The organism is Geomonas anaerohicana (assembly GCF_016458305.1).
Taxonomy (GTDB): Bacteria; Desulfobacterota; Desulfuromonadia; order Geobacterales; family Geobacteraceae; genus Geomonas; species Geomonas anaerohicana.
The window spans coordinates 592,945-610,821 of sequence record NZ_JAEMHL010000002.1 but is presented as its reverse complement, the minus strand read 5'-3'; the positions used below and the strand labels follow the sequence as shown (position 1 = coordinate 610,821).

Sequence of the window (17,877 nt, the reverse complement as noted above, 5' to 3'; positions counted from 1 at the left end):
TTTGTGCTTCACGGGGACTGGCTCCGCAGGTGCCTGTCCCCTTTGTACTTGGAAAAGCTGGCCTCGGCTGAAAGGAGCGTTCCGCTAAAGGGACAGGCACCTGCGGAGCCTGTCCCTTCTGCCGTCCCTTCTGCCGCCCTCTCTCAGACGGTGGGGGGATTTGCCTTACAGCCCCAGCGATTCCGGCTTCTTCCCAGCATCCGGGAAGAACAGCGGCGAGCCGAACTCCTTCTTGCCGAAGGTGGAGATGATCTCCTGGGTCTTCTTGGAGACCATGAAATCGGCGAACGCCCTGGCGCCGGCGTTGTTCACCTTGGGCCACTTGGCCGGGTTCACCTCGATGACGTGGTAGATATTGAGGAGTTTGGGCTCGCCCTGGACCATGATGTTGAGCCCGAGATGCGCCTTCTTGTTGAGCGCCAGGTAGGTGCCGCGGTCAGCCAGCAGGTACCCCTTCTTCTCGGCGGCAACGTTCAGCGTCTCGCCCATGCCCAGGCCGGTCTGCTGGAACCACTTCTGGCCTTCCGGGTTGATACCGGCGGCCTTGAAGAGCCCCTTCTCCTTGGCGTGGGTGCCGGAGTTGTCTCCGCGGGAGAGCCACAGCGCGTTGGCCCTGGCGATGGCCTTGATGGCGTCGGCAGCGGTCATGGCGCCGCGGATTCTGGCCGGGTCATTGGCCGGTCCGAGGACGATGAAGTCGTTGTGCATGACCAGTTTGCGGTTCACGCCGAAGCCGTCGGCCATGAACTTCTTCTCTGCGTCCGGGGAGTGCACCAGCAGCACGTCGGCCTCGCCCTTCTCACCCATCTTCATGGCCTGGCCGGAACCGACCGAGATGGTCTTGACGAAGTAGCCGGTCTGCTTCTCGAAGATCGGGATCAGCACGTCCAGAAGGCCCGAGTCCTGGGTGGAGGTGGTGGTGGCGAGGATCAGGTTCTTCTGCTCGGCGGCCCAACCGGTGGAGACCGAGGCGACTGCGGAGAAGAGGAACAGGGCAACAAACAGCGGCAAGGTTCTGAGAATTCGGTTCATCGTCTAACTCCTATTGTTGATGTTATCATGGGATGGCATCGACCGTTATGGCGTTTCAACTACAGCGGTTGACCGTAAAAAGGGACGGCAGACCGCCCCTTTTTACTATCGCTGCATTCAGTGTTGCACTTTATCCCCCCTCCCCTTGCGGGAGGGGGAGGAGATTATTCAGCTGACACCTAGGATGACGCTGGAGGCTTTGAACAGGGTGCAGGCGTGTGCGCCGACCTTGAGGCCGAGGGTGGCGCCGCTTTCGTGGGTGATGACGGCGCTGATGGTGTTGCCACCGCCGACCTCTACGTCCACCTCGGTGGACACCGGCCCTTCCACGATCTTGGCGACGGTGCCGCACATGACGTTGCGGGCGCTGATCTTGGCGTCGTGCAGGTCGGTGCCGACCATGACCGAGCTGGCCTTGATGATGGCGTAGGCGGAGCTTCCCGCCTTGAGGGCCAGGTTCTCCACGGCGCCGTTGGTGATGACGGCGACCAGCGGCGCGCCGCCGGTGAGGGCAAGGGTGACCTCCGCGTTCACCGCTCCCTTGGTTATCTTGGTGATGGTTCCGGACAATACGTTACGGGCACTTACTTTCATGGATATCCTCCGTAACAAGTGGTAGAGGCTGGCACTGTCACCGAGCCGCCCCTCCAGGTTCTCCAGGAACCTGCGGTGCTCTTCCTGGAGTACGCCGTACTGCTTGACCACTTCCTTGCCATAGGCGGTGAGAGTCGTCCCCCCGCCCCCCCTGCCGCCGGTCACCCGCTCCACCAGCGGCTTTTCCGCCAGGTTGTTGACCATATTGACCAAGTCCCAGGCATTCTTGTAGCTGATACCGACGGCCTTGGCGGCCTTGGTGATGGAACCCAGTTCGTCGATCCTACTCAAAAGCGCGATTCGATCGAGCCCCAGGAACTTCTGCTCATCCTTGTGAAACCAGAGAGCCCCTTCGAGCTCTATGCCGCGTTTGACGCCACGACTCAAGACACACCTCGTTCAGGAGTAGAGACTACTATTCTACCGTTATATCACAAACGACATAACGTAAACAGGAAAAGTTACGCGCCTTGCGTATACCTTTTTCAGTCAGCAGAACAGGCGGCTGGATGACTGAGGGGACTATGCCATAGGGTCATTGCGGCTCATTCACCGGCGTTGGTGGCTGAAAGATATTCCGAGCGGTTCCAAGTTGTCATGCAGGAAGGATGCTCCGGGTCGGGGTGGCAGAGGTAGATCTCGTCTCCTGGGTAGCCGGCAATCTTCAGCCCCGCCGAGCGGAGCATCGCCTCCACCCCGGCGTGGTTGGCGATCCACCAGTTGGTCGGATCCCCGGCGAAGCGCTCCTCGATGAAGGCCATCTTGGGCCACCCCGCGTCGTGCAGGGCGTCGCGTTCGTTGATCCAGAAGTCGTGCTGTCCGGCAACCCCGCGGCCGGGCATGGTGATGGTCTGGAACAGCATCATCCCTGCCGTCTTCTGCGCCACGATATCGAGCGCCAGCAGCGGGTAGCGCAGGTGGTAGAACACCCCCATGAAGAGCACCAGGTCGAACTTCCCCTTCACCCGCGCGAGATCGTAGACCTGCATCTGCCGGAACTCCACCAGGCTTTGCAGGCCGTACTGCACCGCCGCCCAATTGGCCTGGTCCAGGTAATGGTTGTCGCAGTCGATGCCGAGCACCCGGGCGCCGCGGCGCGCAAGTTCGAAGGAGTAAAAGCCGGCGTTGCAGCCGATGTCGAGGGCGCTCCAGCCGGTCAGGTCATCGGGGATGCAGCCGGATATCTCGCGCCACTTGAAGCTGGGGAAGTCCCCCAGGAAGTGGTCGGGGGCCGTCTCGGTGCCATCGGGCAGGTGCAGGTTGTGGAACCAGGGGGACAGGTCCTTTATGTCGTCTTCCAGCGTTCTTGCTTTGGCGTGCGTCATGCGTTGTTTCTCCTTCACAGCGCGGTCAGGTACTCCTCGAGCTCCTCGGCGCGGCAGGATGCCGAGTGGGACTGCATCACCCGGGCGCGGGCACGCTCGCCGATGGCGCGACGCTCCTCGTCGGGGAAACGCTGCAGGATGCGCAGCATCTCCTGGCTGCCGGAGGCGAGCAGGATCTCCTTACCCGGCACGAAGAACTGCTCCAGCCCCGGCCAGTGGTCGCTCACGATGGGGACGGCACAGGCCGCGGCTTCGAAGAGGCGCACGCTGGGGGAGTAGCCGGCGATCTGCATCTGTTTCCTGGTCAGGTTCAGGGTGAAGCGCTGCGAGCTGTAGAACTCGCTGTGGCACTCCGGCGGCAGGTGCTCGATGCGGTGCGTGTTCTTGGACCACTTGATTTCCGAGGGGTATTGGGCGCCGGCAACCACGAAGCGCCCCTTCTCCCACATAGAGGCCGGCTGGCCCAGCAGCAGGTCCAGGCCGGGCTGGCGGTCCCGGCTGTAGGTTCCCAGGTAACCCAGGTCCCAGCGTGGGGTGATCTGCATCGGGTAGTGCACCAGGGGATCGACCGAGCAGTACAGGGGGCGCGCTGCCCGCGAACCGTAGCGGCGCTCGATGTGGTCCAGGGTCGGGCCGCCGGTGAAGGAGAGGTAGAGGTCGTAACAGGGGATGAGATCCTCGCTCAGGTACTGGCACTCGCCCCGGTCCAGGGCGGCCAGCGTCACCGGCGTATCGATGTCGTAGAAGGCCTTGATCCCCTTGGCGTGTTTGCTGACCCATTTGCCCACCTCGATCCCCTGGTAGACGTAGGAGCCCACGATGACGCAGTCGGCATCGCAGATCTCGGGGCCGTACTCGGAGAAGAGTTCGTCCAGCGACTTGTAGATCAGGGTGTTGCAAAAGGGGGGCTCGGGAAGGTCACGGTGGGCCTCGTACCAGGTGGCGTCCCGCTCCAGGAACAGGATCTCGTGACCGCGCCGGTCCATCTCCCGCAATAGCCCCCGGTACGTAGTGGCGTGACCGTTGCCCCAGGAGGAGGTGATGGACAGGCCGAAGACGACGATTTTCATGGCGCACCTCCAATGTAAGCCCGGCGGATTGGCCCGGCAGCAAAGATCTCCTGGAACTGCCGGGCCCGGTGCGCGTAGGTGTGGTGCGCCCGCACCCGCGCCAGCGCCCGCACGCCCATGGCCGCAGCTATCGAGGGGGTGAGCCGCTCCAGGATCTGCGCCACCTCGTCGCCGTTGCGCGCCACACAGATCTCCCGCTCCGGTTCGAAGAAGTATTCGATCCCGTCCCAGTGGTCGGTGATCATGCAGGCGCCGGCGCCCGCCGCCTCGAAGACGCGGGTGGCCGGCGAGAAACCGTTGCGCGCCATGCCGTCGCGACTCACGTTAAGGATGGCCATGGCGCTGCAGTTGAAGGCGTTATGGTCACCAGTCCCGAGGTGTCCCAGGTAGTGGACGTTGCCGGCGCGCTCCTTGTCCTCCCAACCGCTGCCGGCCAGCAGGAAACTCCGGTGGGGAAGCTTGTCGGCGACGGTGAGGAAGAACTCGTCGACCCGGCGCTCGCGGTCCGGCAGGCGGTTGCCCAGGAAAGAGAGGTCCGCCTTGAGCCGCGGCTCGGGCGGGACCGGGTAATGGGTGTCGGGGTCGAGGGCGTTGTAGATGGGGATGCATTTGCGGGCGCCGAAGCCGCGGTAGGCGCGCACGATAGGGTCGCCGCCGCCGTAGGTGAGCACCAGGTCGTACTGCGGGATCAGGCTCCGGAACGGGTCGGCGGGGTCGTTGCCGATGCGTTCCAGGGTCGCCGGCGCGTCGACGTCCCAGAAGATCACCTGGGTCCCCGGCCGCTTCAGGCGCAGCACCTCGCGTTCCAGCAACCCGTCGAAGACTCCGACCCCGCTCGCCTTGATGATCAGGTCGGAGCCCCGGGCCGCTTCCAGCGAGCGCATCACCCCCTGCTCGGTGGCCGGGTAGACCACCACGGTGGCCCACTCCGGGTCATCGATGTCCCGGTGCGCCTGCCGGTTGTAGGCGTCGGGTTCGTAGAAGGTGATGCGGTGCCCCAGGCGGGAGAGCGCCCGCACCATGCCGCGGTAGTAGGTGGCGGCGCCGTTCCAGTAGGCGGAGACCAGGCTCGAAGCGAAGAAGGAGATGTTGAGTTGGGCAGCCATGGAGGTTCCTTTCATCAAAGAGTAGATTTACAGCGCGAAACCTATCTGCTGTTCAGCTGTTCACTAAGCGCTGCACGTGAACCCGCGTCCTCCCCTTTGTTGAAGGGGAGACAGAGGGGATTTGCCTTGGTGTTTGACCAGGCAGTGACCAGTTGATCTCGTTCCCAAGGTCCGCCTTGGGAACGCAAAGCCTCTCCAAAGCGCCAACTTCCCTCAGATGCAAAGCTGGAGCTTTGCGCCATATGTGGTTACCAAGCGAGAGCTTGGGAACCAGGAAAAGGGGGCATTCCGACAAGAGCAAATCCCCCCTGCCCCCCTTCGCAAAAGGGGGGGACGTTACTTCACGTGTATCGACCATCGTCATCATTCGCCGTTCTTCAGGCCGAGCTCGCGACAGATCTCCAGCAGTTCCTCCACGCGGTGGCGGCAGGTGTGCCGGGCCATGATGGTTTCCCTGCCGTGCTCGGCAAGACTCTGCGCCAGCGCCGGGTCATGCAGCAGGCTCCGCATCTGCTGTTCCATCTCTCGGCCGTCACGGGCATAGAGGAGGTCGACGCCGTCGGTGAAGAGCCGGTCGCTGTCGACCCAGGGGGCGGAGACCAGCGGGATACCGCAGGCCAACGCCTCAAAAGGTCGGATGGTCGGGATGCCGGGGAGGGCCTCCACGTAGGGGCGGCGCGGGATGTGAACCGTGAGCCGGAACCTACTGAACACCCGGGGCACCTCGAAGTTGGGGAGCCAGCCGCCGTAGCCGATCCCCGCCTCGGCCAAAAGCTGCAGCGCCTGCTTCGGGTAGCGCACTCCGTAGACCACCCCTTTCAGGTGCAGCCTGCGCACCGGCTCCACAAAGAACTCCCGGATCTCCCGGGCACGTTCATCGTCCCCCCAGTTGCCGATCCAGACCACGTCCCCCACCTTGTCCGGCGACTGCAGCGGCTGAAAGACCCGCACGTCCGCGGCCTCGTGCCAGAGCCAGACCCGCTTGGCCCACCCCCGCGCCAGGTAGATCTCCCTGATGCGGGCGCCGTAGGCGAGCACGCCGTCGAAACCGGAGAGGTCGTAGGCGGCCATGGCGGGCTCGTCGGTGACGCTCCTGTGGTGGGTGTCATGGAACAAAAGGCGATAGCTACCGCCGCTTTTGCGGTGCTCCCCCAGGCGCCGGACCAGTTCATGGTCGCTCCACTCGTGGACGATGACCAGATCGGCGTCGGATAGGGTCCGGTCCAGGTCCAGCTCCTCCAATCGGTAGCGGGTGCCGGTAAGCCCGGGGTAGGCGCGCTCGAAGTCCCGCACCGCCGCCTCGCCGCTGTCGCGCAGCATGTTGCTGTAGCTCCAACCGTTTTCCGGCTCGTAGACCGTCACCGTGTGCCCGAGTTGCCCCAGTTCCGTGACGATGCCCCGCAGAAAATGGGCGTTGCCGTGGTTCCAGTCGGAGAGAATGGAATGGTAAAACATCGCGATGCGCATCGTTGGGTCTGCCTCCATTTCTGGGCGTTGCCCCCCTCCCAACCTCCCCCCTCCGGGGGGAGGAGCGGAACGGCCTCCTAGCTGGAGAGCGGCTCGTTGCGCAGTCACTGGCAGCCTCGTCCCCGCCCCCGGAGGGAGAGGAGCGGAACGGCCTCCCACCTGGAGAGTGGCTTGTTCCACAGTCACTGGCAGCCTCGTCCCCGTCCCCGGAGGGGGAGGGCCAGGGAGGGGGATTTCCGTCATTGCCGGCTCAGATCAGCTCCCCCGCGCAGCCTCTGGTACAGCGCCAGGTAACCATCAGTCATCTTGGCGGCGGTGAAGCTGCGGCTCCGCTCCAGCGCCTTCTCCCTGAGGCTCGCCTGCCGGTTGCGGTCGGCGCAGAGCGCGCGCAACTGCTTTTGCAGGTCCATGGCCGAGTCGGGATCCACGAACAAAGCCGCCCCGTCCCAAAGCTCACGCAGACTTGGGATATCCCCGAGCACCAGCGCGCAGCCCGACTGGGCCGCCTCGAGGACGGTGAGGCCAAAAGGCTCGTAGCGCGCCGGGAGGACGTAGATGGCGGCCGCGGCGTACCAGGGGGCCAGCGATTCCGGCGCCAGGAAGCCGAGCCGGTTGACGCCGTCGACGTTAGCCGCCCCACCACCGGGCTGGTTGATCTCCCCCGCCACGTACACCGGCCAGGGGAGATCGTAGGCGTTGCGCACCAGCGCCCCGATGTTCTTGGCCTCGTCCCAGACCCGCCCCACCGAGAGAATGAAATCCTCCTTCATGCCGGGACGAAACCGGGTGCGACCGCGAGCATTGTAGACCACCTGCGCGTCGGGCAGCGGCAGGTAGAGCCTCCTGATGCAGTCCAGCATCGCCGAGGAAGGTGCCGCCACCAGGTCCGCCGCGGCCAGCCCCCGGGACACGCGCACCCGGTAGTCGTCGAGCCGCTGCGGCGCCTGCTCGCCGCGCACCGCCTCCCACCAGGACAGAACGCAGGAGTGGGCCACCACCAGGCACGGGCTGCGCCAGGGAAGCGCCGCGTGGACGTAGCCGTTCAGGTGCACCAGGTCAGGTTTCAGCTCCGCCTCCAGGGCCAGCAGCCACTCGCCGCTCTTCTCAACGTCGACCCAGGGGTCGTCCATCCACTCCAACCGATAGCCGCTTTCGAACAGGGTGACGTTGGCCTCGTCCGCCACCTCCCGGCGCTGCCCCGGCGAAAGCGGGCGCCCCATGGTGGCGAGCGCGATGCGCACCCCGTACTGGGCCAGGCCTCGGCTGAGTTCCAGGACGTAGTTCCAGACTCCGCCGATGGGATCCGCGGTCATGAGTATCAGCCCCGGCGCGTTGGCAGGGGCGTGATCGTCTCCGGCTGTTGTAGGCGCGGCTTTATTCATGAATAAAAAATCCCTGCTGCAGCACTGTTGAAGAATCGCCTGAAAAATTAGGTACTAAACCGTCGTCATCTCATGAGATGCAGTGGCCACTTCAGGCGAAGCGACAGCCCTTCCCATGGCCCGGCTCAGCCGGGGGGATGTACTGAAGCGCCGCCTGGCGCGACGTATCGACTTATCGGTGTATTGATTTATCTGCTTACCGGTTTACCTTGATCATCTACCGTAGGCGGCGTCGAGCACCTCGGCCACACGGACCAGTTGCTCCGCCTGAGGATCGAAACCGTTGCCTCCTAATCTCAACTGGCGCGCCCAGGCCACGGCGCACCTCCCCCCCCACTCGTCCGGGGGAGCAGCGATGGTTTCCGACGAGGTCCCGCGGAAGTGTTCGGCGACGAAGTCGTAGAAGGAGCCCTGCACGTTCTTGAAGCTGACGCCGCCGTTGGTCCCGTAGAAACTCGATTCGATGACGGCGTCGCGTCCCGCCGAGACGTTCCAGGAGCAGGCAACGCGCACCGCGTGGCCGTCCTCGAGCACCAGGGAGACCACCGCGTAGTCCTCCACCTTGCCTGAGCCGACCTTGAGCCGTTCGCCGCCGGCAAAGATGGAGCTGGAGACGCTGCGCACCTCGGGGTAACCGAAGAACCAGAGTGCCAGGTCGACCAGGTGGCTGCCGAGGTCCATCAGGCAGCCGCCACCGGAAAGTTCCGGGTCGTAGAACCAGTCCTTGTCAGGGCCGTAGGCGTTGTGGAAGACCAGGTCGGCGGCGTACACCTGCCCCAGCTCCCCCGAACTCACCAGTTGGTGCATCTTCTGGATGGCGTCGGTGTAGCGGTAGGAAAAATCGACCCCCAGGAGCCGGTTCACCGCCCGTGCCGCCCCCACCACGAGCTGCGCCTCTTCCGCGTTTCTCCCCAGTGGCTTCTGGCAGAACACGGCCAGTCCGCGGTCCAGAGCGCGCAGTGCCTGGTAGCAGTGTCCGGCGCTGGGCGTCGCGATGACCACGCCGTCCAGCTCTAGCTCCAACAGCTCATCCAGCGACTCCATCAGCGGTGCCTGCGGCGCGAGCTTGCCAGCCTCCTGTGCGTTCTCCGGGCAGAGGTCCGCGATGGCGGCCACCTCGGCCTCCCCGCTTTTTACGATGGCCTCCATCCGGTGTCGGCCGATCCAGCCGGTGCCGAGAAAACCAAGCCTTGGTAATGCCTGTTTCTTCTTCATCCCTTCCCCTTTCCTACTGCTCGATGCGAATCATCCCTTTCAGGAAACCGTCGGGACGCCCTTCCAGCGCCCGGTAAGCGCGCCCCAGTTCTTCGAGGCTGAAACTGTGGGTGATCAGATCCTTGAGCGGGAACATCCTGGACTCGACGGCGGCAATGCCGGCGCGCATTCCCTCCAGGTAGACCCGCGGGTCGCGCTCGTGCGCGTTGATGACGTCGATCCCCTTCCAGTTCCAGAGCTGGACGTTGACCTGGCGCAGCCCGTCCTGGTGGTAGCCGGCGATGACGATCTTGCCCCCTTCCCGCACCAGTTCTCCGGCGAGATCCAGCGGCCACTGGTGCCCGGTCGCCTCCACCACCCGGTCGCAGCCCCGCTCACCGGCCAACTGCCGCACCCGGTCCATGACGCGCTGGTGGTCGTCCAGGACCACGGTCTCCTCGGCGCCGCAGCGCTTGGCGAGCTCCAGCGCAAAGCCGCGGCGCGAGATGGCGATCACGTGGGCCCCGCGCGCCGTAGCGAGCGCGGTGAAGATGGCGCCCAGGAACCCCGCCCCGATCAGGGCCACGGTCTGTCCCGGCTCGATGGCGGAACGACGGAAGACGTTCATGGCGCAGCCGACCGGCTCTCCCGGAAAAGGCTGCCCTTCCAGCGAGGCAGGGATCTTGACCAGGGCGTCGACGCGCACCATGTCGTACTGGGCGTAGGCGTTGTAAGAGAGGAAGGTGACCCGGTCGCCGATCTTTACCCCCTGCACCCCGTCGCCCAGCGCCTGCACCCTGCCCCACCCTTCGTGCCCGGGGGCGCCGGGAAGCGCCGGGTAATTGAACCAGCTGCGCCCCTGCCACAACGGCAGGTTCGAGGCGCAGACGCCGCACCCCTCCAGGGCCACCAGCACCTCTCCCGCCTGCGGTTCCGGACGGGGCACCAGTTGCACGGCCGCCTCGCCCGGGCCGGTAATCACCGCCGCCTGCATCATCTCGCTCATCACATGGCCTCCATACCCGGAGCCGGGTAGCTTTTTCTCTGCTTTTCTTCAGTGCTTTCGGCGCCGCGAGCCGGGGTGCCGATGGACTGGCACAGCCAGCGGTACAGCCGCTCCACCCCCTCCCGCACGGAGTGGCGCGGGGCCCACCCGGTCGCCGCCGCGAATTTCCTCGTGTCGGAGACGTAGTAGCGCTGGTCGCCGGTGCGCCAGTCGTCGAAGCTCACCTGCGGCAGGGAGCCGTGCAGGTCGCGCAGCAGCTCCAGAAGTTCCAAAAGGCTCGCGGCTCGCTCCGGGCCGCCGCCGATGTTGAAAGCCTGCCCGGAGATCTCCGGCATCACCGCACCGGCGCGGCACATGGCGTCCACCAGGTCCTCGACGAAGAGAAGGTCACGCACCTGGTAGCCGTCGCCGTAGAGGGTGATGGGCTCCCCCTTGAGGGTCCGGATGGCGAAGTGCGCCACCCATCCCTGGTCCTCGGTGCCGTACTGGTGCGGCCCATAGATGCAGCTCATGCGGAACACGGCGGCGTTGATGCCGAAGCTGCGGGCGTAGTCGAGCACGTACTGATCGGCACACCCCTTGGAACAGCCGTAGGGGCTCAGGAAATCGAGTGGTGTCCCCTCGCCGAAACCGTAGCGCCTGAGTTCCGGGTCGAACGGCTGATAGCGGGTGCCGTTCTTGCGGATGCGGCACCCCTCGATGCCGCCGTAGACCTTGTTGGTCGAGGTGAACAAGAGAGAGGGCCGCTCCTTCGCGGTGCGGATCGCCTCCAAAAGGGCGAAGGTCCCCTGCCCGTTGATGGCGAAGTCGGCTGCCGGGTTGTCGATGCTGGTGGTGACCGCAACCTGGGCGGCGAAGTGGTACACGTGGGAGCACTGGGCGATGGCGTCGTGCAGCGCCAGGTGGTTCCTGGTGTCTGCAATCCTCACTTCGAGGCGGTCGCCGCAGTTCTCCCTGAGCCAGATCAGGTTCTCCTCGACGCCGGGGCGGGACAGGTTGTCGTAGACGATGACCCTTTTCCCCTCGCGGGCCAGGTGGTGCACCAGGTTGGTGCCGATGAAGCCGGCCCCGCCGGTAACCAGGATCGCCTTGTCCCCGGCCGAACCGGTCCGTGCCGGTGCCGCTGTCGCCACTTCCCCGACCTTTCTCAGGGCCGTCACCTTCCCCTCCTCGAGCAGGCGGTAGAGCAGCTTCGGTGAGCCGTCCGCCTTGCGGAAGCCGAAATAGTATTCACGCTCGTCCAGGTGAAACCGGTCCACCGCGGCCAGCCCCGGGTCCAGGTCGTCGGCACCGTACCAGTACAGCCGCTGTGCCGGCGCCTCCAGGAACTCCAGGAAGACCCGGGCCTGCTTGAACTCGTCATGCTGCCAGGTGGAGAATCCCGCCTCGGTGACCCAGATCTCGCAGGGGGAGTCGTGCTGGTCCAGGATCTCCCGCACCATGGCGACGTTTCGTGCCCACCCTTTCCAGGTGTAGTCGAAGATGTCGGGGAAGCCGTGGATCCCCACCACGTCGATGTAATCCATGACGCCTAGGTCGAACATGCGGCACAGCCAGTGCCCGTCGATGGGGCTCATCCCGCCCAGGACGGTCTTCTTGCCCCGCTGCCTGGCCCAGTAGGCCGCGGCCCCGATCATCTCGCCGAAAACAGTCCAGTGCGGGTCCAGGGTCCAGTCCCATTCGCTCAGGTTGTTGGGCTCGTTCCACAGTTCCACGTATTCGAAGTGGTCCCCGAAGGCGGTGATGAAAAGATCGATGAAGTCGGCGTAGTCGAGGGCCCTCTTGGGGGGCGACGAGGTCTTCGGCTCCAGGCCGATGGAGGGGGGCGTGTAGAGCACGCAGGGCAAAAGCTCCACCTCGCTGGAAAGGCGCGGCACCAGCCAGTCGAACCACTCTCTCCCCTCGCTGGTGTACCAGTCGGCCCAGGAGATGCCGGTGCGCAGCCGCCTCGCACCCAGCCGCTTCATGTCGGCGAGCACCCGCTCCACCCGTTCCCGTTCGCCGGGACGGAACCACTCCACCATGCCGAACTTCTCCGGCAACGCTTCGACACCCGGGCGGCTCATAGCGTCAGTCCCCGCTGGGTCAGCTCGGCGTGCGCCTGGGCGACCCGGTCTATCGCCACTTCCCCTTCCAGCCACCCGGCCAACTCCCTGAGCCCCTCCTCGAAGTTGACGCGTGGCGCGTAGCCCAGCACGTCGCGGGCGCTGGTGATGTCGGCGAAGCAGTGGCGGATGTCGCCGGCGCGGTAGCTGCCGGTGATCTCCGGTTCGATGGAATCCATGTCGAGCACCTGGCAGAAGCGCTCCAGAACCTGCAGCACCGAGATGTTGGCGCCGCTTCCTATATTGAAGAGCTGCTGCTTCTGCTGGTCCACCTCCAGCGCCAGGCGACAGGCGGTGACCACGTCGTGCACGCTGACGAAGTCGCGCTGCTGCCGGCCATCCTCGAAGATGCGCGGCGGGTTGCCGTTCATGAGCCGGGAGGCGAAGATGGCCAGGACCCCGGTGTAGGGGTTGGAAAGGGCCTGCCTGGTGCCGTACACGTTGAAGAAACGGAGCGCAACCACCGGAATCCGGTAGCATCCCCCCACGATGAGCGCCATGCGCTCCTGGTCGTACTTGGAAAGGGCGTACACCGAGGCCAGCGACGGTGCTTTCTCCTCCGGCGTCGGGACCGGAATGAGCGGCTCGCTCTCCCCGAGCAGCGGCTCCCACTTGCCCCGCTGCAACTGCCCGACCTCCCTCATGACGTTGTCGTAGTAGGCGCCGCTTCCGTCCCGGTAACGCCCTTCCCCGTAAATACTCATACTGGAGGCGACGATGAGCTTTCTATCTCCCCGGGCCTGTGCCATCGCCTCGAGCAGCACCGCCGTACCGCAGTTGTTCACCGAGGTGTAGCGCTCGATCTCGTACATGCTCTGCCCCACCCCGACCATGGCGGCGAAATGGAACACGGCATCGGTTCCCACCAGCGACTTTTGCACCGCCGCCGGGTCCCGCACGTCCCCCTTGATCAGTTCGACTTCGGGGTCCAGGTAGGCCGGACGGTCTGCATCGGGGCCATGGACCTGCGGCACCAGGCTGTCCAGCACGCGCACCCGGTAGCCGTGACGCAGCAGTTCGTCGGCCAGGTGGGAACCGATGAAACCGGCCCCCCCCGTAATAAGAACGCTCCCTGACATAGGATCCTCCCTGGGGGGTGAGATATCTGCGGTAGCGGTCATCTAATTAACATAAAGTTAATTCATTCAAATTAACAAAACTCAATACTAGCAGTGACGGATTTTCTGTCAAACCACTTCACCCAAAAAAGTGCTCTTTCCACCAGTAAGTTGGCGGAGATGGGCGACCTGCATCCCCTTCCCGCCACTGACACTTGCGTCATTCGACAGGTTGCGGCGACAGAAATAAACGCACATGAAGATGGTGCGGTGCCGCTTCGGTTTTAAAAATCGCGGAGTGTGTTATTTTAAAGCGTGTTAATTTTTCACTACACTTCTAACGGCAAAGAGACTGTGACATCGCCCCCCCTCCCGCAAGGGGAGGGGGGACAAGGGGCCTGGGTTGATCTCGTTTGATCTCGTTCCCAAGGTCCGCCTTGGGAACGCAAAGCCTTTCAGAAGCTCCAGCTTCCCTCGGATACATACCTGGAGCTTTGCGCCATATGGGGTTCCCAAGCTGGAGCTTGGGAACCAGGAAATACCAACAGCATTCGCTAATACAGCCTTTGCAAAAGGGGGACGCGAGGTCTCCTGCAACGCTTTGTGGCTCGGGAGGGGCGATGGCTTCGGTACAGAGAAGGATGCCGATCGGCGCGGAGGTGGTGCCAGAAGGGGTGCACTTCCGGGTCTGGGCGCCGGGACACATGGAGGTAGAGGTGGTGCTCGAGGGGGCCCCGTCGCCGCAGGCAACGCTGCTTGCCCCGGAGGAAGGGGGCTACTTTTCCGGCATCTGCCGCGAGGCCGGTGCCGGCTCCCGCTACCGTTACTGCCTGGACGGCGGTGAGTGTTTCCCCGACCCGGCCTCCCGGTTCCAGCCCGAGGGGCCGCACGGCCCCTCCCAGGTCATAGACCCGGCAACCTTTATCTGGAGCGACCAGGGGTGGACCGGCGTTGAGCGCGAGGGGCACGTCATCTACGAACTGCACCTGGGCACCTTCACCATGGAGGGGACCTGGCGCACCGCCCAGGAGCAACTCCCCGCGCTCAAGGACCTGGGCATCACCCTGGTCGAGGTGATGCCGGTGGCGGACTTTCCCGGCCGGTTCGGCTGGGGCTACGACGGGGTGAACCACTTCGCCCCCACCAGGCTTTACGGGACGCCCGACAACATGCGCAGCTTCGTGGACCGTGCCCACAGCCTCGGGCTCGGCGTGCTGCTGGACGTGGTCTACAACCATTTCGGCCCCGAGGGGAACTACCTCGCCCGTTACTCGGACTTCTACTACGGCGACAAGGAGAGCGACTGGGGCAAGGTGATGAATTTCGACGGCAGGCAGTGCGGCCCGGTGCGCGAGTTCTTCATGTCCAACGCCGCCTACTGGATCGACGAGTTCCACGTCGACGGCCTGCGCTTCGACGCCACCCACGCCATCATCGACAACTCCGAGATCCATATCCTTGGGGACATCACCAGCCGGGTCCGGGAGCGCGCCGGCAAGCGCGGACTGCTGCTGGTGGCCGAGAACGAGGAGCAGGACTTCCGCTGCCTGCGCCCCCGGGAGCAAGGTGGCTTCGGCATGGACGGGGTCTGGAACGACGACTTTCACCATAGCGCCCACGTCGCCCTCACCGGCTACAACGACGCCTACTACTCGGAATACTACGGCTCCCCACAGGAGATGATCTCCTGCGCCAAGTGGAGCTACCTCTACCAGGGGCAGTTCTACTTCTGGCAAGGGAAGCGGCGCGGCTCCCCCACCATGGGCCACAACCCGAGCTGCTATATCAACTACATCCAGAACCACGACCAGATCGGCAACTCGGCCTGGGGCATCCGCATCGACCGGCTCACTAACCCGGCGGGGCTGCGGGCAATGACCGCGCTGCTGTTCCTGCTCCCCCAGACGCCGATGATCTTCCAGGGGCAGGAGTTCTCGGCTAGTTCCCCCTTCCTCTACTTCGCCGACCTGAGTCCCGAGACCTCGCAGCAGGTCCACGCCGGCCGCATCGAGTTCCTCAAACAGTTCACCAATGTCGATTCCCCCGAGGTGATCGACACTATCGATAAGCCTTACGAGTTGGAGACCTTCCAGCAGTCGCGCCTCGACCTGAGGGAGCGCGAGCGCCACGACAAGGTCTACGCGCTCTACCGCGACCTGATCCGCCTCAGGCGCGAGGACCCGGTCTTCAGCCGCGGCTACGACTGCCATATCGAGGGGGCGGTGCTGGGGAGGTCGGGATTCCTGCTGCGCTACTTCCTGGAAGAACAGCAGCGCCTGGTGCTGGTCAACCTGGGGCGCGAGCAGCACCTGGCACCGATCCCGGAGCCGATGCTCGCCCCGCCCCTGGGATGCAGCTGGCAGATACTCTGGAGCAGCGAAAAGATAGAGTTCGGCGGTTCCGGCACGCCGAAGCTCGACACGGAGAAATTCTGGCGCCTGCAGGGGTACGCAACGCTGGCACTGATTCCGGTGCCGGAAGGAGGGAACCAGCCATGACCACGGTGACACGGGAATTCCATTTCGACCGCCACGACGAGGAAGCGAAGACGCGGCAACTCTTGGAGCAGGAGTGGCTTGTCACCAATGGCCTGGGAGGATACGCCTCGGGAACGGTCTGCGGCGCGCTCACCCGACGCTATCACGGCCTGCTCATCGCCGCCTACCCCTCCCCGCTGGGGCGCATTGTCGTGCTGAACCGGCTCACCGAGGCGATCCGCTTTGCGGACGGGAGCATGGTGCGTTTCGGCGGCGACCAGAAGGAGGAGGGGCTCGACTTCCACGGCATGGAGTACCTGACCGGCTTCCGCCTGGAGGACGGCCTGCCGGTCTGGCGCTACGACATCAACGGGACCGTGATCGAGAAGCAACTGGTCATGGTGCACCGGCAGAACACGATGCACCTTATCTACCGCCTCCTTTCCGGAGAGAAAATGGTGCGCTTGAAGCTGCAGCCCTACCTGCAGTTCCGACACCACGACGCCTCGGTCGATTCGGTCGCGGACGAACCTTACATGTTCACCGCCGTGCAGAACCGCTACCAGATCTCCTCCGGTACCAACTCACCTCAGTTACGGCTGGTGATCAACGGTGGCAGGGGGAACTTCACCTTGGAGGAGAAACACAGCACCGACATCTTCTACAACGAGGAAAGCGCCAGAGGCTATGAATCGCTGGGGACGCTGTGGACCGCCGGCTACTTCGCCGTCGACCTGGGCATAGGGCATGATGCCGCCCTCACTGCCTCGACCGAGACCTGGGAAACGATCGCGGCGCTCCCGCCGGCGGCGTCGCTGGAGATGGAGCGGGAGCGGCGCCGGTTGCTCTTGGCTGCTGCCGACCCGAGGGCGCGCCAGGGGCTTCCCGCGGAACTTGTGCTGGCCACCGACCAGTTCATCATCACCCCGGCCGGACGGCACAAGGAAAGCGTGCGCGCCCACGCCATGGGGGACGAGGTCTGCACCGTAATCGCCGGCTACCACTGGTTCACCGACTGGGGGCGCGACACCATGATCTCGCTGGAGGGGCTCACCCTCGCCACCGGGCGCCACACCGAGGCGGGATGGATCCTGCGCACCTTCGCCCACTACGTGAAAAACGGCCTGATCCCCAACCTCTTCCCCGAGGGGCACAGCGAGGGGCTCTACCACACCGCCGACGCGAGCCTGTGGTTCTTCCACGCCCTGAACCGCTACCTCGAATACACCAACGACCGGGCCACGCTGCACATGATCATGCCCCAGATGCGCGAGATCATCGACCGGCACCTCTCTGGCACCAGCTTCGGCATCGGCGTCGACCCCAGCGACGGCCTGCTGAAGCAGGGGGCCGAGGGATACCAGCTCACCTGGATGGACGCCAAGGTGGGTGACTGGGTGGTCACGCCCCGGCGCGGCAAGGCGGTGGAGCTGAACGCACTCTGGTACAACGCCCTGCGTCTGATGCAGCAGTGGACCGAGCAGTTGGGAGACGAGCAGTACTCGCGCCAGTTGGGCGGCTACGCCGACCAGACCTACCGCTCCTTCAACCAGCGCTTCTGGTTTGCCGACGGCGGCTACCTCTACGACGTGGTGGACGGCGAGCTGGGCGACGACAGCGCCTGCCGCCCCAACCAGCTCTTCGCCATCTCGCTCCCCTACCCGGTGCTGGAGCGGGACCGCTGGCCCAACGTGCTGGACACGGTGCGCCAGCGCCTGCTGACACCGGTGGGGCTGCGTACCCTCGCCCCCGGGCACCCCGACTACAAGCCGACCTATCACGGCGACCTGCGAGCCCGCGATGCCGCCTACCACCAGGGGACTGTATGGCCCTGGCTCATCGGTACCTTCATCGACTCCTGGATGAAGCTCTACCCCGACCAGGTCGGCGCGGCGCGCGGCTTCCTGGAAGGGCTGGTGCAGCAGCTGAACCAGCAGTGCATCGGCTCCATCAGTGAGATCTTCGACGCCGAGCAGCCGTACAGCCCGAGGGGATGCATCGCGCAGGCCTGGAGCGTCGCCGAGATGCTGCGCTGTTGGCTCAAGACGGCACAGTGACGCG

Annotated in this window: 13 protein-coding genes; 2 read left to right on the top strand and 11 right to left on the bottom strand. The window is 64.7% G+C overall.

What is annotated here, in order from left to right:
* Nucleotides 1-165: 165 nt before the first annotated feature.
* The 11 genes from JFN91_RS06020 to JFN91_RS05970 all read right to left on the bottom strand — a co-directional run bounded on the left by JFN91_RS06020 (nucleotide 166) and on the right by JFN91_RS05970 (nucleotide 13,360).
* On the bottom strand, nucleotides 166-1,032 hold the full coding sequence (locus JFN91_RS06020; RefSeq protein WP_199388281.1) for a substrate-binding domain-containing protein: 867 nt from the start codon (nucleotides 1,030-1,032) through the stop codon (nucleotides 166-168).
* Between the two features lie 168 nt (nucleotides 1,033-1,200).
* Complete coding sequence (locus JFN91_RS06015; RefSeq protein ID WP_199388280.1) at nucleotides 1,201-2,013, bottom strand: TOBE domain-containing protein; 813 nt, start codon at nucleotides 2,011-2,013, stop codon at nucleotides 1,201-1,203.
* 158 nt (nucleotides 2,014-2,171) lie between these two features.
* On the bottom strand, nucleotides 2,172-2,951 hold the full coding sequence (locus JFN91_RS06010) for a TIGR04290 family methyltransferase (protein WP_199388279.1): 780 nt from the start codon (nucleotides 2,949-2,951) through the stop codon (nucleotides 2,172-2,174).
* A gap of 14 nt (nucleotides 2,952-2,965) precedes the next feature.
* On the bottom strand, nucleotides 2,966-4,021 hold the full coding sequence (locus tag JFN91_RS06005) for a CgeB family protein (protein ID WP_199388278.1): 1,056 nt from the start codon (nucleotides 4,019-4,021) through the stop codon (nucleotides 2,966-2,968).
* Nucleotides 4,018-5,127 (bottom strand): CgeB family protein, encoded by a 1,110-nt coding sequence (locus JFN91_RS06000; RefSeq protein ID WP_199388277.1) that lies wholly within the window; start codon nucleotides 5,125-5,127, stop codon nucleotides 4,018-4,020. The genes JFN91_RS06005 and JFN91_RS06000 overlap by 4 nt, the downstream gene beginning before the upstream one ends.
* Nucleotides 5,128-5,490: 363 nt before the next feature.
* Nucleotides 5,491-6,594, bottom strand: coding sequence for a CgeB family protein (locus JFN91_RS05995; RefSeq protein WP_199388276.1), 1,104 nt, complete (start codon nucleotides 6,592-6,594; stop codon nucleotides 5,491-5,493).
* A 239-nt stretch (nucleotides 6,595-6,833) separates the two neighbouring features.
* Entirely contained in the window at nucleotides 6,834-7,976 is a 1,143-nt protein-coding gene (locus JFN91_RS05990; RefSeq protein ID WP_199388275.1) for a glycosyltransferase family 4 protein, read from the bottom strand.
* Between the two features lie 213 nt (nucleotides 7,977-8,189).
* Nucleotides 8,190-9,191 (bottom strand): Gfo/Idh/MocA family protein, encoded by a 1,002-nt coding sequence (locus JFN91_RS05985; protein ID WP_199388274.1) that lies wholly within the window; start codon nucleotides 9,189-9,191, stop codon nucleotides 8,190-8,192.
* 13 nt (nucleotides 9,192-9,204) lie between these two features.
* Nucleotides 9,205-10,176 (bottom strand): MDR/zinc-dependent alcohol dehydrogenase-like family protein, encoded by a 972-nt coding sequence (locus JFN91_RS05980; RefSeq protein WP_199388273.1) that lies wholly within the window; start codon nucleotides 10,174-10,176, stop codon nucleotides 9,205-9,207.
* Nucleotides 10,176-12,242 (bottom strand): NAD-dependent epimerase/dehydratase family protein, encoded by a 2,067-nt coding sequence (locus JFN91_RS05975; RefSeq protein WP_199388272.1) that lies wholly within the window; start codon nucleotides 12,240-12,242, stop codon nucleotides 10,176-10,178. The genes JFN91_RS05980 and JFN91_RS05975 overlap by 1 nt, the downstream gene beginning before the upstream one ends.
* On the bottom strand, nucleotides 12,239-13,360 hold the full coding sequence (locus tag JFN91_RS05970) for an NAD-dependent epimerase/dehydratase family protein (RefSeq protein ID WP_199388271.1): 1,122 nt from the start codon (nucleotides 13,358-13,360) through the stop codon (nucleotides 12,239-12,241). The genes JFN91_RS05975 and JFN91_RS05970 overlap by 4 nt, the downstream gene beginning before the upstream one ends.
* Nucleotides 13,361-13,959: 599 nt before the next feature.
* Here JFN91_RS05970 and treZ point away from each other — a divergent pair.
* Nucleotides 13,960-15,837 (top strand): malto-oligosyltrehalose trehalohydrolase, encoded by a 1,878-nt coding sequence (gene treZ / locus JFN91_RS05965; RefSeq protein WP_199388270.1) that lies wholly within the window; start codon nucleotides 13,960-13,962, stop codon nucleotides 15,835-15,837.
* Nucleotides 15,834-17,873: an amylo-alpha-1,6-glucosidase gene (locus JFN91_RS05960; RefSeq protein ID WP_199388269.1), complete on the top strand. Its 2,040-nt coding sequence runs from the start codon at nucleotides 15,834-15,836 to the stop codon at nucleotides 17,871-17,873. Before treZ ends, JFN91_RS05960 begins: the two co-directional genes overlap by 4 nt.
* The last annotated feature ends 4 nt before the right edge of the window (nucleotides 17,874-17,877 follow it).